The 15,461-nt window shown below is 69.7% G+C and carries 14 protein-coding genes; 6 read left to right on the top strand and 8 right to left on the bottom strand.

Annotated features, from left to right (window positions below):
• Nucleotides 1–22 precede the first annotated feature (22 nt).
• The 3 genes from CU254_RS07470 to CU254_RS07460 are packed head-to-tail and all read right to left on the bottom strand — an operon-like array spanning nucleotide 23 to nucleotide 2,935.
• Nucleotides 23–781: an SDR family NAD(P)-dependent oxidoreductase gene (locus tag CU254_RS07470; protein WP_009074248.1), complete on the bottom strand. Its 759-nt coding sequence runs from the start codon at nucleotides 779–781 to the stop codon at nucleotides 23–25.
• A complete protein-coding gene (locus CU254_RS07465; RefSeq protein ID WP_009074246.1) occupies nucleotides 778–2,079 on the bottom strand; it encodes an enolase C-terminal domain-like protein in 1,302 nt (433 codons plus the stop codon). Before CU254_RS07465 ends, CU254_RS07470 begins: the two co-directional genes overlap by 4 nt.
• Before the next feature lies 1 nt (nucleotide 2,080).
• Nucleotides 2,081–2,935 (bottom strand): fumarylacetoacetate hydrolase family protein, encoded by an 855-nt coding sequence (locus CU254_RS07460; protein WP_009074245.1) that lies wholly within the window; start codon nucleotides 2,933–2,935, stop codon nucleotides 2,081–2,083.
• Nucleotides 2,936–3,466: 531 nt separating this feature from the next.
• Here CU254_RS07460 and CU254_RS07455 point away from each other — a divergent pair.
• Nucleotides 3,467–4,663 carry a multidrug effflux MFS transporter gene (locus tag CU254_RS07455; RefSeq protein ID WP_050788404.1) on the top strand — a complete coding sequence of 399 codons (1,197 nt, stop codon included), beginning with the start codon at nucleotides 3,467–3,469 and terminating at the stop codon, nucleotides 4,661–4,663.
• Here CU254_RS07455 and CU254_RS07450 read toward each other — a convergent pair.
• On the bottom strand, nucleotides 4,617–5,861 hold the full coding sequence (locus CU254_RS07450; RefSeq protein ID WP_009074241.1) for an NAD(P)/FAD-dependent oxidoreductase: 1,245 nt from the start codon (nucleotides 5,859–5,861) through the stop codon (nucleotides 4,617–4,619). The two genes, CU254_RS07455 and CU254_RS07450, sit on opposite strands and share 47 nt — an antisense overlap.
• A gap of 180 nt (nucleotides 5,862–6,041) precedes the next feature.
• On the opposite strand from CU254_RS07450, the gene CU254_RS07445 reads away from it, so the two are divergent.
• The gene (locus CU254_RS07445; RefSeq protein WP_009074239.1) at nucleotides 6,042–6,278 is read left to right on the top strand and encodes a hypothetical protein; all 237 of its coding nucleotides are present in this window, start codon (nucleotides 6,042–6,044) and stop codon (nucleotides 6,276–6,278) included.
• Between the two features lie 64 nt (nucleotides 6,279–6,342).
• A complete protein-coding gene (locus tag CU254_RS07440) occupies nucleotides 6,343–8,304 on the top strand; it encodes an SDR family oxidoreductase (protein WP_037712875.1) in 1,962 nt (653 codons plus the stop codon).
• Nucleotides 8,305–8,347: 43 nt separating this feature from the next.
• On the opposite strand, the gene CU254_RS07435 is transcribed toward CU254_RS07440, so the two are convergent.
• Nucleotides 8,348–9,679, bottom strand: coding sequence for a PLP-dependent aminotransferase family protein (locus CU254_RS07435; protein ID WP_037712872.1), 1,332 nt, complete (start codon nucleotides 9,677–9,679; stop codon nucleotides 8,348–8,350).
• Between the two features lie 116 nt (nucleotides 9,680–9,795).
• Here CU254_RS07435 and CU254_RS07430 point away from each other — a divergent pair, with 116 nt between their 5' ends.
• Nucleotides 9,796–10,605: an ABC transporter ATP-binding protein gene (locus CU254_RS07430; RefSeq protein ID WP_009074234.1), complete on the top strand. Its 810-nt coding sequence runs from the start codon at nucleotides 9,796–9,798 to the stop codon at nucleotides 10,603–10,605.
• A gap of 1 nt (nucleotide 10,606) precedes the next feature.
• On the opposite strand, the gene CU254_RS07425 is transcribed toward CU254_RS07430, so the two are convergent.
• Nucleotides 10,607–12,427 (bottom strand): transglycosylase domain-containing protein, encoded by a 1,821-nt coding sequence (locus tag CU254_RS07425; protein WP_009074232.1) that lies wholly within the window; start codon nucleotides 12,425–12,427, stop codon nucleotides 10,607–10,609.
• Nucleotides 12,428–12,479: 52 nt separating this feature from the next.
• Nucleotides 12,480–13,202, bottom strand: a complete 723-nt coding sequence (locus CU254_RS07420; protein WP_009074230.1) for a FadR/GntR family transcriptional regulator — start codon at nucleotides 13,200–13,202, stop codon at nucleotides 12,480–12,482.
• A 72-nt stretch (nucleotides 13,203–13,274) separates the two neighbouring features.
• Here CU254_RS07420 and CU254_RS07415 point away from each other — a divergent pair, with 72 nt between their 5' ends.
• The gene (locus CU254_RS07415; protein WP_009074229.1) at nucleotides 13,275–13,862 is read left to right on the top strand and encodes a helix-turn-helix domain-containing protein; all 588 of its coding nucleotides are present in this window, start codon (nucleotides 13,275–13,277) and stop codon (nucleotides 13,860–13,862) included.
• Nucleotides 13,862–14,041, top strand: coding sequence for a hypothetical protein (locus CU254_RS42915; protein ID WP_158687998.1), 180 nt, complete (start codon nucleotides 13,862–13,864; stop codon nucleotides 14,039–14,041). Before CU254_RS07415 ends, CU254_RS42915 begins: the two co-directional genes overlap by 1 nt.
• A 31-nt stretch (nucleotides 14,042–14,072) precedes the next feature.
• Here the strand turns inward: CU254_RS42915 and CU254_RS07410 are convergent, their stop codons facing one another.
• Nucleotides 14,073–15,446 carry an L-serine ammonia-lyase gene (locus CU254_RS07410; protein WP_009074228.1) on the bottom strand — a complete coding sequence of 458 codons (1,374 nt, stop codon included), beginning with the start codon at nucleotides 15,444–15,446 and terminating at the stop codon, nucleotides 14,073–14,075.
• Nucleotides 15,447–15,461 lie beyond the last annotated feature (15 nt).

Here is a 15,461-nt window from a genome sequence, read left to right as displayed (position 1 = left end):
CAGGCCTTCTTGGCTGAGCAGATCAGTTCTGCACGGGTCCGCGCGGGCGCAGGCCGTACATGCCGCCGTCCACCGCGAGCGCGGTGCCGGTAGTCGATGCCGAGAGCGGGCTGGCCAGGTACGCGATCGCGTTCGCGACCTCGTCCGCGGTGACCAGCCTCCCCATCGGCTGGCGGGCGGCGAGCGCCTTCCGCTCCGCCGAGGGGTCCGCGGCGGTGTCGAGCAGCCTGCCGACCCACGGGGTGTCCGCGGTGCCGGGGCACACGCAGTTGACGCGGATCCGGTCCGGCAGGTGATCGGTGGCCATCGCGAGGGTCAGCGACAGCACCGCGCCCTTCGTGGCCGAGTACAGCGCCCGTGCGGGCAGCCCGGCCCAGGCGGCGATCGAGCAGGTGTTCACGACCGCCGCGGCAGGCGAGTTTTTCAAGTGCGGCAAGGCAGCGCGTGCCGTGCGCACCATGCCGACGACGTTCACGTCGTACGCGCGATGCCATTCGTCGTCGTCGTTCGCGGTGACGTCGCCCTGCGCGCCGATGCCCGCGTTGTTGACCAGGATGTCGAGCCTTCCGAAGCGCTCGGCCACCGCGTCGATGGCGGCGCGGACCTCGGCGTCGGACGTCACGTCGCAGCGGAATCCGGCCAGCGGCTCGGGCACCTCGTCGGTTTTGAGGTCGAGCACGGTCACCCGCGCGCCGCGCTGGGCCAGCAGGTTCGCCGTGGCCAGGCCGATTCCCGAAGCGCCGCCGGTGACCGCGGCGACCAGGCCGTCGAATTCGCTCACTGCGCGTTCTCCGTCCATTCAGGACCGTCCGGGAAGCTGAACCGGCGCAGCGTAGCGTCATGCATGCGCGCGGAAAAGCCCGGTGCGGTCGGAGCGAGGTAGCGGCCGTCGCGCACGACAGCCGGGTCGGTGAAGTGGTCGTGCAGGTGGTCGACCCATTCGATGGAGCGGTCGCTGTCCGAACCGGACACTGCCACGAAGTCGAACATGGACAGATGCCGCACCAGCTCGCACAGTCCGACCCCGCCGGCGTGCGGACACACCGGAACACCGAATTTTGCTGCCAGCAACAGAATCGCGAGGTTCTCGTTCACGCCTCCGACGCGGGCAGCGTCCAGCTGCAGCACATCGATCGCACTGGCCTGCAGCAATTGCTTGAACACCACGCGGTTCTGCACGTGTTCGCCGGTGGCGACCTTGATCGGTGCGAGCGCCTTCGCGATGGCCGCGTGGCCGAGGACGTCATCCGGCGAGGTCGGTTCTTCAATCCAATATGGATCGAACGGGGCCAGCGCGGTCATCCACGACACTGCCGTCGCGACGTCCCAGCGCTGGTTCGCGTCGACCGCGATCCGGATGTCCGCGCCCACAGTCTCGCGAGCCAGCTTCATCCGCCGGACATCGCCCTCGAGATTCCCGCCGACCTTCAGCTTGATCATCTCGAAACCGTCCGCGACCGCCTGTTCCGCCAGCCGCACCAGTTTCGCGTCGGAGTAGCCGAGCCAGCCCGCCGACGTGCTGTACGCGCGGTAGCCCTCCGCTTCGAGCCGAGCGGTCCGCTCGGCCCGGCCGGGTTCAGCAGCGCGCAGAATGTCGAGCGCTTCCTGTTCGGTCAGCGCGTCGGAAAGGTAGCGGAAGTCCACAAGGGACACCAGCTCCTCGGGCGTCATCCGCGACGCGAACTTCCACAGCGGCAGTCCGGCGCGGCGCGCGGCGAGGTCCCACGCGGCGTTGACGATCGCGCCGATCGCCATGTGCGCCACGCCTTTTTCCGGTCCCAGCCAACGGAATTGCGAGTCGCCGACCAGAGCCCGCGAGAGCGCGCCGAGCGCTTCCGCGTCCTCGGGCACCTCGCGGCCGACGACGTGCGGCGCGAGCGCGCGGATCGCGGCGGCCTGCACGTCGTTGCCGCGGCCGATGGTGAAGGCGAGACCGTACCCGTCCGGTCCGGCGTCGGTGTGCAGCTCGACATAAGCCGCCGAATAGTCCGGGTCCGGGTTCATCGCGTCCGAACCGTCGAGGTCGCGCGACGTCGGGAAGCGGACGTCCCGGACCTCCATGGCCACGATTTTCGCCATGTCAGGCCTGCCCGAAGGTCTGGCGCTGCTTGCCGAGGCCGTCGATTTCCAGCTCGACGACGTCGCCCGCGCGCAGGTACGGTTTCGGCTCGGGCTGCCCGAGCGCGACGCCCTCGGGGGTTCCCGTGTTGATCAGGTCGCCGGGGCGCAGCACCATGAACTGGCTCAGGTAGCGGATGATCTCGGCGACGCCGAACACCATGTCCTTTGTGGACGAATCCTGCACCTTTTCGCCGTTGACCCACGTACGCAGGCCGAGCGCCTGCGGGTCCGGGATCTCGTCGGCGGTCACCAGCTCCGGGCCGAGCGGGTTGAAGGTCTCGCAGTTCTTGCCCTTGTCCCACTGGCCGCCGCGGTTCAGCTGGAAATCGCGCTCGGAGACGTCGTTGGACACGACGTACCCGGCGACGTGCGCCAGCGCTTCGTCCGCGCTTTCCAGGTAGCGCGCGGTTTTCCCGATGACGACGCCGAGTTCGACCTCCCAGTCGGTGGCCGTCGAGCCGCGCGGGACGAGCACCTCGTCGAACGGTCCGACCATCACGTCCGGGGCTTTCATGAACAGCACCGGTTCGGCCGGCACGGCCGCGCCGGTTTCCTCGGCGTGGCGGCGGTAGTTCATGCCGATGCAGACGATCTTGCCCGGCGCGGCGATCGGCGCGCCGACCCGCAGCCCGGCCCCGTCGGCGACCGGCAGTTCCCCGGCTTCGAGCGCCCGCGCGGCCTTGGCCGGTCCGTCGCCGGCGAGGAACGCGCCGTCGATGTCCGGCGTGACCCCGGAGAGGTCGTGGAGGGTGCCGTCACCGGCACGGACGAACGGACGCTCAGCCCCCGCTGCCCCGAGACGCACAAACCGCACGGACGAACCCCTCTCTCGACACCGTTCTCGCGATACATCCGATGTATAGCGCACCGGAGGGCGGCAGATCTAGAGGGAAGCGGGATTTGGTGCGGAAATTGATCCGATCACCGGGTTGGCAGGCGGATAACGGACACTCGTCGTGGCGGGGAGGTCCCGCCACGACGAAGGAGACGGTGCGGCGCGGATGGGACCAGGAGAGGCGACAGAGCCGGACGGGCGTGCGCCGTACGAAGACGGGGAAGGCAGCGCGAGCAGTGCCGTTGAGGGCACGGAGGACGAGCGGGGGCACGGCGCCGCAGGCAGACCGACCGTCGGCTTGGGTGCCGCTGATCGGGAAAGGCCGTGGGCGGCAACCCCTCCGCAGCGCTCGAATGCATCCGATCATTCCGCGCCGGATCATCCGACAACCGAGCACTTCGCACCAAACGACCCGCCAGACCAGCCTGCACCCGACTCTGCCGCGGCCAGCACGAAGCACCCCGCCGCAGAACACTCGGCCAGCCTCCCCGAGCACCCCGGCAGGGCAAGATCCGGCGGCTTCTCATTCTCGGCGGCCTCTCCGCCTTCGGGCCTCTCTCCATCGACATGTACCTCCCCGCCCTCCCCCGGATGGCGGGCGACTTCCAGGCCTCCGACACCACCGTCCAGCTGACGCTCACCGCGTTCGTCGTCGGGCTCGCGGTCGGGCAGATCGTCGCCGGGCCGTTGTCGGATTCGTTCGGGCGGCGGCGGCCGTTGCTGGTCGGCCTGGGGCTGTACATCGCCGGGTCGGTCGCGGCGGCGGCGAGTCCGGGCGTTGAGCTGCTGATCGCCGCGCGGAGTGTGCAGGCGCTCGGTGCGGCGGCGGGGATCGTGATCGCTCGCGCGACCGTTCGCGACCTTTACACCGGCACGGCGATGACGAAGTTCTTCTCGCTTCTCCTGCTCGTCAACGGTCTCGCGCCGATCCTCGCTCCGGTGCTCGGCGGTCAACTGCTCACGTTCACGTCCTGGCGAGGCGTGTTCGTCGTCCTCACCGGCTTCGGTGCCCTGCTGCTCGCCGCGGTCGCGTTCGCGCTGCCGGAGCCGTTGCCGGTCGAGCGTCGGCATCCGGCGCGGCTACGCGGGGTGCTTCGCACGTACGGACGGCTCCTCACCGACCACACGTTCCTCGGCTACGCGCTCACCGCGGGGCTGAACTTCGCCGCACTGTTCGCGTACATCTCCGGTTCGTCGTTCGCGCTGCAGGACGTTTACCGCCTGAGTCCGCAGGAATACAGCGTCGTCTTCGGGCTCAACGGGGTCGGCATCGTGCTCGCCGGGCAGCTCAACGGCTGGCTCGTCGGCCGGTTCCCCGAACGGGCGCTCCTGCGCGCCGGGGTGACGGTGTCCACACTGTCCGGCCTCGCGACGCTGGCCGCGGCGACCCTGCGACTTCCGTTGCCAGCATTGCTGATTCCGCTGCTGCTCATGGTTTCCTGCATCGGAATCATCAATCCGAACGCCAGTTCGCTCGCGCTCGCCGGGCACGCGCGCACGGCGGGGTCGGCGTCCGCGCTGCTGGGCGTGCTGCAGTTCGCGATCGGCGGGATCGCGACGCCGCTGGTCGGGCTCGGCGGGCCGGGCACGGCGGTTCCGATGACCGCCGTGATGGCCGGGTTCGGGGTGCTCGCCTTGCTGTCGTTCGCGACGCTGACGGTCAGCCCAACTCGGCGAGGTTTCCGCTCCTCAGCTGGTCGTCGGTGACCGCGATGCGTTCGTCGACCAGCTTCTGCAACGCGTCCCCGTCGTCCCACTGGTTGACGTTCATCGCCGCCGAAACCTCGTTGTCCGGGGTCACCCAGAACGCCGTGAAGTCGTAGGACTCGAGGTCGCCGCGCACCACCACGCGGTCGCGGTCCAACACAGGCAGGCCGCGGTATTCGCAGCCGATGGCCGGGCCACCGCGGTCTGGGTCGTACTGGTCGGAGAAGAAGTAAGGGCTGTTTAAGTACGGCTCGTTCGCACCAAAGAGGTTGGCCGCGACGTGCTCGCCCTGCGTACGCGCTGTCGCCCAGTGCTCGACGCGTACGCGGCGGCCGTAGCGCGGATGGAACTGCGAAGCGATGTCACCGATCGCGTACACGTCAGGTGCCGCTGTACGCAGACCTGCGTCGACATCGACACCACCGTCGTCCGCCAGTTCAAGACCGGCAGCGTGCGCCAGCTCGACGCAAGGGGCCGCGCTGACGGCGATGAGCACGACGTCGGCGTACAGCTCTTCGCCGCTCGGCAGTCGGACGCCGGTCGCTGAGGTGTCGCCGGTGATCGCTGCGACGCCTTCGCCGAGACGCCACTGCACACCGTGTTCTTCATGCAGACGGTAGAACGCTCTGGCCACTTCGTCCCCGAGGACGTTGGCGAGGGGCAGCTTCTCCGGAGCGACCACAGTCACCTCGGCACCGTGCGTACGCGCGGCAGCGGCGGCTTCGGTACCTATCCAGCCCGCGCCGACGATCAGTACGCGTTTCGCTGCTTCGAAGGCCTCACGCAGCCGCAGTGCGTCGTCGAGAGTGCGAAGCGTGTACAGGCCGGGCAGGTCACCGCCGGGCACCTTCAGCGTCCGCGGACGCGAGCCGGTCGCTAAGACCAGACGGTCGTATCGGTGTTCGCCGCCCGCGTCGTCGAGGACGAGGCGGGCGCCCAGTTCGACGCGGGTCGCAGTGGTGCCGGAGAGCAGCTTGATGTCGTTCTCGCTCCAGTAGCCCTCTTCGCGCACCCAGTCGGGCTCGTCGGCGTTGCCGAGCAGCACTGCTTTCGACAACGGCGGCAGCTCGTACGGCCGGTGCGGATCAGCACCGATCAGCAGGATTTCCCCGTCGAAACTGCGTTCCCGGACGGTGGCTGCCGCAGTGGCACCGGCCAGTCCGGATCCGACGACGACGATTTTCCGAGGTTCCGACATCCGTCCTCCCGAGTGCCCGCGGCGTGCGGTCGCCGACGCTACTCCGGTACGCGGCTGGTCACACCCCGTGGAAAACCGGCCAGTAGGCAATTCGGGTGAACCGGCGTAAGCCGCCCCGGAGCCGCCGGTCCCACCCCCGCACGAAGGACACGGGCAGTACGTGATCGGAGGGCGAGGGCCGTGACAGGGCGGGACGACAGTACGGAGCGGAACGAGTGGACGGTCGGCTGCCGGGACCTGGCGGGCAGGCGGCGGGACGTGACGGTGTTCGTGAGCAGCGACGACAAGGTCGTCCTGGTCGCGCCGCCGGGAGAGGCGGCGGTGCTGGGCCCGCTGGAGGTCGGCCGGCTGCGCGCGGCCCTGCGCGACGCCGTGGTGGCCACCGCGACGTCGGCGCGCCGGACCGGAACCGACTGACAACTACCGTTCCTACTCGTGAGTAGGTAGAGTCGGCACCCGCAGACCCCGAAAGGTGCCGGCCATGACCACCTACTTCGTCACGGGCGCGACGGGCTTCCTCGGGAAGCGCCTGGTCGCCCGGTTGCTCGCCCGGCGGGACACGACCGCCGTCCACGTGCTCGTCCGCAACACCTCGCGCGACCGCCTGGCCGCGCTCGCGCGGGACTGGCCGAACGCCGACCGCCTGGTCCCCGCCGTCGGCGACCTCACCGAACCGCTGCTCGGCCTCGACCCGGCCGGCTACGACGGGGCAGACCACGTCGTCCACCTCGGCGCGATCTACGACTTCACCGCAGACGACGCGGCGAACCGGGCCGCGAACGTCGAGGGCACCCGGAACCTGCTCGCCTTCGCCGCGGCCGCCGGAGCGGGACTGCTGCACCACGTTTCGTCCATCGCCGTCGCGGGCGATCACGCCGGCCGTTTCACCGAGGCGGACTTCGACCTCGGCCAGTCCTTCAGTTCCCCGTACCACGCCACGAAGTTCGAGGCCGAGAAGCTGGTCCGCGAACAGTCCGACGTGCCGTTCCGCGTCTACCGGCCCTCGGCGGTCGTCGGCGATTCGCGCACCGGCGAGATGGACAAGATCGACGGCCCGTACTACTTCCTGCCCGCCATCTCGCGCCTCGCCGCGCTGCCGAGGCAGCTGCCGCTCGTAGCGCCCGACTTCGGCGCGACCAACCTCGTCCCGGTCGACTACGTCGTTTCCGCGATGGAATACCTCATGCACCGCGAAGCGCCTTCGGGCAGTACGTACCACCTCGCTTCGCCGCGACCGCAGAAGCTGCACGAGGTCTACAACGCCTTCGCCCGCGTCGCCGGAGCGCCACGCGTACGCAGGACGGTGCCGTCAGGCCCGCTTCGTAACACCGCGTCCCGCCTCGCGACCGCTGTGGACCGTCTGCCGACTGGACGTGCGACGCGATCCGCAGTGTTGACCGAGCTGGGCATTCCGCTCGAAGTGCTCCCCCACCTGAACATGGAGGTGGAGTTCGACACCGCGCGCACCACTTCGGAGCTGTACGGCAGCGGCGTCCACCTTCCCGAGCTTCGCGACTACGCCGAACCGCTTTACCGCTACTGGCGCGCGCATCTCGACCCGGACCACGCTCGACGTCCAGGGATCGAAGGACGCGTTGTCCTCATTACCGGTGCGTCGTCCGGCATTGGCCGCGCGAGCGCGCTGGCTGTCGCGCGTCGCGGCGCGAAGGTGCTTCTCGTCGCGCGCCGTGCCGAAGAACTCGAAGACGTGCGTAGCGAAATCACCGCAGCGGGCGGCGAAGCAGCGACGTACCCGTGCGACCTCACTGACGGCGACGCGGTCGACAGTCTCGTGAAGGCCGTCCTCGCCGACCATGGTGCGGTGGACGTGTTGGTGAACAACGCCGGACGCTCCATCCGACGCTCGGTGCAGCTGTCGACAGAACGCTTCCACGACTACGAACGCACCATGGCCATCAACTACTTCGGTCCCGTGCGGTTGATCCTCGGACTGCTGCCGTCGATGACCGAACGCCGGTTCGGCCACATCGTCAACGTCACCACGCAAGGCCTCCAGACCGACACCCCGCGGTTTTCCGCTTACCTGGCTTCGAAAGCCGCGCTCGAGGAGTTCAGCCAGACCGCCGGGCGCGAGACGCTGTCCGACGGCGTCACGTTCTCCTCGGTCCGGATGCCGTTGGTGCGCACCGACATGATCGCGCCGACCGGGTCGTACCGCGGACTGCCCGCGAGTTCGCCGGAACGCGCCGCGGCGCTGGTGGTGAAGGCGATCGAGCGGCGGCCGCAGATCCTGAGCCTGCCCGAGGGCCGGGCCGCGGAACTGGCCACGCTGGCCGCGCCGGACCTCGCCCGCTTCGCCGCGCACCTCGTGTACCGGGTGATGCCGGAATCCGCGCCGGAAGCCAGGAAGCTGCCCCGGCAGCCCGCCCCGGCGAGTGTCGCGGCGACGCTGACGCGGCTGGTGTGGCGGCGGAAGGCTTGAGGAGGTCGTGAGTGCTCATGCCGGTTCTAACCGGCGTGAACACTCACGAGTCCACCAGCAGGTCGTCCGGCGACCCGGAAGCCAGCCCGGCCAGCACGTCCAGCGCGCTCGCCAACGTCTCCTCGGAAGGTGCGGACACCGCGATCCGCACCGCGTTCGGCGCGTGCCCCGGCACCACCGAGAACGCCGCCGCCGGGGACAACGCGATCCCCCGGCGAGCGGCGGCCGCCACGAAGGTCTCGGCCCGCCACTGGTCCGGCAGCACCCACCACCGGTGGTAAGCCGAGGCGTCGCCGCACACCTGGAAGCCCGCCAGCCGTTCGGCGACGATCCGCGCCCGCGTCCGGGCGTCCGCGCGTTTCGCCGCTTCGACCTCCGCCAGCACGCCGCCGGTGATCCATCGCCGCGCGGCTTCCACGGAGAACCGCGACGCCGACCAGCCGCCGGACCGGATCGCGCTCGCCAGCCGCGGGACCCACGGCGGCGGCACCACGAGAAACCCGGCCGTGAGCCCGGGCGCGACGCGTTTCGACAGGCTGTCCACGAAAACCGTGCGCTCCGGCATCAGCGCGGCGAGCGGTTCGGTGTCCGGGCGGAGGAACGTGTAGATGCCGTCCTCGATCACCGGCAGGTCCAGCGCGCGGACGGTCTCGGCCAGTTCGGCGCGGCGCGGCGGCGGCATCGTGGTGCCGAGCGGGTTGTGCAGGGTCGGCTGGACGTAGAGCGCGCGCACCGGGGCGCTCGCCGCGAGTGCGGCCGGGACCAGGCCGTGCGCGTCGGTTTCGATCGGCACCAGCTCGATGCCGAGCCGGGTCGCCGCGGCTTTGACCACCGGATACGTCAGGGATTCGACCGCCAGCCGCTCACCGGTCGGCACGAACGCGGCCAGCGCGGCCGCGATGCCCTGCCGCCCGTTGCCCGCGACCAGGACCTGGTCCGGATCCGGCGTCCACGACCCGCGAGCGAGCATCGCGACCGCCGCCTCGCGGACCGCTTTCGTGCCCGCCGCGCCGAGTGGGTGCAGGGCGTCGGTGAAGACGTCCGCGCGCAGGACGGGTTCGAGCGCTCGCGCCAGTTTGGCCGATTGGCTTGGCAGGACGGCGAAGTTGAGTTCGAGGTCCACGCGCGCGTCGCCGGGTTCGGACAGCGCCGGTTCGGGCCCGGGCTTCGCCGCGCGCACGAAAGTCCCCCGGCCCACCTCGCCGACCGCCAGTCCGCGGCGGACGAGTTCGCCGTACACGCGGGCCGCGGTGGACCCGGCGATGCCGCGGTCGCGCGCGAACCGGCGCTGCGGCGGCAGCCGGTCGCCCGGGCGCAGCCGGCCGGCTTCGATGTCGGCGGCGAGTTCGTCCGCGACGACGCGGTAGTCGTCCATCCCACCCTCGCTCTGCCGGGATTCTCCCGGACGCATCATGGCACCGGCCGGTCACTGGTCGCTAACGCGACCCGCGGAACTCCCCGAACGGGGGTCACTAGGTTAGCCTTACCTGTGTGACACTGACGCGCGAAGACACCCGCCTGCACGCCGAGGACCTGACGCTGGCCTACGACGGCCGCACGGTCGCCGAACGGCTCGGCGTGGTCATCCCGGACAAGTCGTTCACGGTCATCGTCGGCCCCAACGCCTGCGGAAAGACGACGCTGCTGCGCGCGCTCGCCCGGATGCTCAAGCCGCGCGCGGGCTCGGTCTACCTGGACGGCGAGGTGATCTCCAGCTACGGCGCGAAGGAGGTCGCGCGACGGCTCGGCCTGCTGCCGCAAAGCTCGATCGCGCCGGACGGGATCACCGTGTCCGACCTCGTCGCGCGCGGCCGGTACCCGCACCAGAAACTGCTGCGCCAATGGTCCCGCGAGGACGCGACCGTGGTCGCCGATGCGATGCGCGCGACCGGCGTCGACGACCTCGCCGAGCGGATGGTCGACGAACTGTCCGGCGGGCAGCGCCAGCGCGTCTGGATGGCGATGGCGCTGGCCCAGCAGACCGACCTGCTGCTGCTCGACGAACCGACGACGTACCTGGACATCGCGCACCAGCTCGACATCCTCGACCTCTGCGCGACCCTGCACAGCGAACAGGGCCGCACGCTCGTCGCGGTGCTGCACGACCTCAACCACGCGGCCCGGTACGCGACCCACCTGATCGCGATGCGCGACGGGAAGGTGCTGGCCACCGGGACGCCGGAGGAGGTCGTGACGGCGGAGAACGTCGAGCGGATCTTCGAGCTGCCGTGCCGGGTGATGGAATGCCCGGAGAGCGGGAGCCCGATGGTGATCCCGAAGGTCAGCCGCCGGGCGGCCTGATTCAGCGGGCCATGAACGACCGCCACACGTCCGCCGGGATCGACGAACCCGTCACCTTCTTGCCGTCCCCGTCGAGCAGCTTGCGGTTGTCGTCGGAGCCCAGCCATACCGCCGTCGCCAGTTGGGGCGTGTAGCCGACTGCCCAGGCGTCCTGGTTGTCGCGCGAGTTGCCGCGCTCGAACTCGCCGGTGCGCAGGGCCGCCGCGCGACCGTCCGGCAAACTCGTCCGCAACGCCGAAGTCACGTCCTGCGCGACCTGCTCCGGAACGGCGGAGACCGGCTGGTTTTCGTGCTGCCACACGACTTTCCCGGACCGGTCGAGCACCTTGTCCACCAGGTGCACCGGCGCGCGCGTGCCGTTGGCGGCGTAGGTCGCGTACGCTCCGGCCACGTCGAGCGGCCGCATCGGGTACCGGCCGACGACGATGCCCGAGCCGATCGTGACGCCGTCCTGCTCGCGCATGGTCGGCGCGCCGTCCACCTCGTCCGGGATCCCCGCCGCACGGGCCGCCGCGCTCACCTCGTCGACGCCGATCTTCTTGGAGACCGTGATGAACGGCGTGTCCGCGCCTGAGGTCAACGCGCTGCGCAAGGTGCACGATTGCGGGCACTTCGGCGGATAGTCGAATTTCTCGCCGAGGTACTGAATCTCCCGGGGAGCAGCCACTTTCTCGTCCAGCGACATCCCGTTTTTCAATCCGGCCGCCGCGGTGAACGGGTAGAACGCGGAGCCGAGCGCGTGCCCGGTTGCCGCGTAATCCCGGACGCCGTTGTTGCCGCCGTCGTACGCGCGCACCGCACCGTTCGTCGGATCGACCGCCACCAGCGCGCCGCGCAATTCCGCTGGCTCGCCCTTCAACCGGTCGCCCAGCGCGGCGTGCGCGGCGTTCTGCAGGCCGGGGTCCAGCGTGGTCTGGACAGTCAGATTTCCTTGCTGCAGCCGGGAAAGCGAGAAGCCGGCCGTCTCCAGTTCGGTGAGCACTCGCTGTTTGAGGTGGTACTGGTCGTAGCTCAGGCTCACCCGCGTCTCCGCGGGCGGTTTGATCTCCGCGCCCGGATAAGCCATGCCGTCGGCGTTCTTCACATAGCCGCGTTCGACCAGCTTGTCGCGCACGTACTGCCACCGTTTCGCCGCGTGCTCGTCGCCGGACACCGCCGGATCGTGCACCGACGGCGACTGGATCATCCCGGCCAGGAACGCCGCCTCGCTCCAGGTGAGGCTGTTGTCGAGCGGACGGCCGAAGAACGCGTTCATCGCCGCGGCAGGTCCGAAAGTGTTGCGGCCGAAGGAGATGATGTTGACGTAGCTCTCGAAGATCTGTTCCTTGCTCTGCTCCTGGGTGATCTTCGTGGCGAGCACGAGTTCCTGCATTTTCCGGGAGAGCGTCGAATCCTCGTCGCCGGTCGATTTCTTGATGTACTGCTGCGTGATCCCGGACCCGCCGCCGACGCCGGTCAGGAACGCGCGGCCGATGCCGGTCGGGTCGAAACCGGAGTTTTCCCAGAACGTCGGGTCCTCGGTGGCGACGATCGCGTCGCGCAGCTTCTGCGGGATCTGGTCGAACGGCACGTACCGGCGGTCGCCGCCCGCCGGCACGACGCGCAGCAGTTCGCTGCCGTCGGCGTACTTCAGCGTGACGGTTTTGCCGAGCGAGGCGAGGACGTCCTGCGGGCTGCGCACGTCCAGCAGCAGGTAGGCGATCCAGAACGCGATCAGCGGCACGCCGACCGCGAATCCGGTCAGGTAGTACGCACCCCTGCGGATGCGGCGCCACGTGCGGCGGACACCAACGGATTGGTCACTCTCCGGGGCTGACTCCACGAATGGAGGACGGCTGAACCAGTGGCAAGGTTCTGCCGAGTCCGTGAATTGATCACGAGAGGAAGGCGCGCAACAGCGACGCCGTGCCCTCGATGTGCTCGGCCATCGCCTGCCGCGCGGCCACCGGATCGCCGGCCAGGATCGCGTCGACGATCGCCTCGTGCTGCGCGTTCGAATGCTCCAGGTTGGGTTCGAGCAGCGGGATCCGGTCCAGCAGCTGGTTGACCCTCGTGCGCGCGTCGGCGACCGTGCTGGTCAGCGACGCGGACGCGGTGACCTCGGCGATCGCCAGGTGCAGCCGCGAATCCTTGCGCCGGTAGTCGGCGAGATCGGCCGCCGCCGCTTCCGCGAGCGTGCCGGTCAGATGCTGCCGATCGGCCGGGCTCAACGTGCGCGCCGCGGCCGCCTCCGCGGCACCGGTCTCCAGCACGTGGCGCAGGCACAGCGCGTCTTCCAGCCCGGCCGCGTCCACCTCGCCGACCGCGCGTTCCGCGGGCTCCGGCAGTTTCTCGTTCACGAACGTGCCGCCGTACCGCCCGCGCCGCGACTCGACGTAGCCCGCGTCGGCCAGCGCGCGAATCGCCTCCCGCAGCGTCACGCGGCTGACCCCGAGCCGTTCGGCCAGCTCGCGTTCCGACGGCAGCCGGTCCCCCGCGCCGACGACGCCGAGCCGGATCGCCTGCAACAGCCGCTCGACGGTCTCCTCGAAGGCGTTCCCGGCCCGCACCGGCCGGAACAGGGCCGCGTTCGCGCTCACCACCGAGGTCGACTCCACCTGTCCGATTCTATGCTGCCTGATTGCAGAGAAGTCTTTGCAAAGAGTTCTCTGCGGTCTAGAGTACGAGGCATGCCCGACGCACGCCGCACTCGCCAGATCGACGCGCAAACCCTGCGCGCGCTGGCGCATCCGCTGCGGATGGAACTGCTGGACCTGCTGACCCTCGACGGCCCGGCCACCGCGACCGGGCTGGCCAAACGCGTCGGGGAAAGCTCCGGCACCACGTCGTGGCACCTGCGGCAACTCGCCGAAACCGGGTTGGTCGTGGAGGATTCCGGCCGGGGCTCGAAGCGCGAACGCTGGTGGAAAGCGGCGCAGGATTCGACCCGGATGAGCGCGGCGGACTTCGTGCACCAGCCGGAGATGGCCGGATCGCTCATGGCTTTCCTGCACCACCACGTGGATCAGCGCTATCGCGAACAATCGCGGTTCGTCGCCGAACTGCCGCGCTGGGCCCACGAATGGCGCGACAGCTCGACGCTGAGCAGCACCATGCTGCCTCTCACGGTGGCCGAAACCCGCCAGATGATCGACGAAATCGAGGCGGTGATCGAGCGCTACCGCCGCCCGGCCCGCCCCGGCGACGAGTCGGTGATCACGCAGTGGGCGGCGTTCCCGCGCTCGTCCGCCGAAACCATGCCAGAGGGGGAATCCTGATGCACCCGTTCCTGCCCGAATACGCCGCCGCCCGGCAAGACGAATTGCTTGCCGCGGGGGTGCGCTCTACGCCGATAAGACGCGAGCCCGCCCGGCAACGACTCGGCTGGTGGCTGATGGAACTGGGCCTGCGCCTCGCCACCCCGAAACGCCGTGAAGGACTCCTTGAGGGAATCTGATTCCCTCAAGGAGTCCTTCACGGACCGAAAATCAGCACTCGATGACGTTCACGGCGAGTCCGCCGCGCGCGGTCTCCTTGTACTTCACCGACATGTCCGCGCCGGTCTCGCGCATGGTCTTGATCGCCTTGTCCAGCGTCACCACGTGGCTGCCGTCGCCGCGCATCGCCATTCGGGCCGCATGGATCGCCTTCGACGCGCCGACCGCGTTGCGCTCGATGCACGGGATCTGCACCAGCCCGCCGACCGGGTCGCACGTCAAGCCGAGGTGGTGTTCGACCCCGATCTCGGCCGCGTTCTCGACCTGAGCAGGCGACCCGCCCAGGACCTCCGTCAATCCGGCAGCAGCCATCGCCGAGGCCGAACCGACCTCGCCCTGGCAGCCGACCTCGGCGCCCGAGATCGAGCCGGTCTGCTTGAGGATCGAGCCGATCGCTCCCGCGGTGAGCAGGAAGGTGACGATGCCGTCGTCCGAAGATCCGCGCACAAACCGTTGGTAGTAGTGCAAAACCGCCGGGATGATCCCCGCCGCGCCGTTGGTCGGAGCAGTGACCACGCGACCGCCCGCGGCGTTTTCCTCGTTGACCGCGAGCGCGTACAGGCTGACCCAGTCCATCGCGTACAACGGGTCGTCCGCGCCGTCTTCAGCGAGCAGCTTGTCGTGCAACGATTTGGCCCGCCGAGGCACCTTCAGGCCGCCAGGCAGCACACCCTCGTGCGTGTACCCGTTCCGCACGCACTCGGCCATCACCTCCCAGATCTGCAGCAGTCCGTCCCGAACCTCCTCGCGGCTGCGCCAGGAAAGCTCGTTCCGCAGCATGATCTCGCTGACCGGAAGCCCGGTGTCCGCGCAATGCTTCAGCAGGTCCGCCCCGGTGCGGAACGGATACGGCACCGGCGTGGAGTCCTCCACGAACACCGGGTCGGTCTCGTACGACTCGTCCCGCACGAATCCGCCGCCGACCGAGTAGTACGTCCGTTCCCGCAGCAGCGAACCGTCGGAAGCGAACGCCCGGAACACCATCCCGTTCGGATGCGCGGGCAGGGACTTCCGCCGGTGCATCGGCAGGTCGGTGTCCTCGGCGAACGCCACCGAATGCGTCCCGCCGACCGCCAGCCGTCCGGACTCGCGGATCGCCGCCACCTTGGCGGGCACCGTGTCGGTGTCGATTTCCTCCGGCCGCTCCCCGGAAAGCCCGAGCAGCACCGCCTTGTCGCTGCCGTGCCCGAATCCGGTCGCGCCGAGGGAGCCGAACAACTCGGCCTGCACCCGCGCGACCGTTTCCAGCACGCCGTCCTCGACCAGACCGTCCACAAAGGTCTTGGCCGCCCGCATCGGGCCGACCGTGTGGGAACTCGACGGCCCGATGCCGATCGAAAACAGGTCGAAGACGCTGATCGCCATTGATCCGCCCCTTCT

Origin of the sequence: Amycolatopsis sp. AA4 (genome assembly GCF_002796545.1) — a bacterium.
Lineage (GTDB): Bacteria > Actinomycetota > Actinomycetes > Mycobacteriales > Pseudonocardiaceae > Amycolatopsis.
The sequence above is the reverse complement of the archived record's forward strand: the minus strand, read 5'-3'. Positions and strand labels throughout refer to the sequence as shown.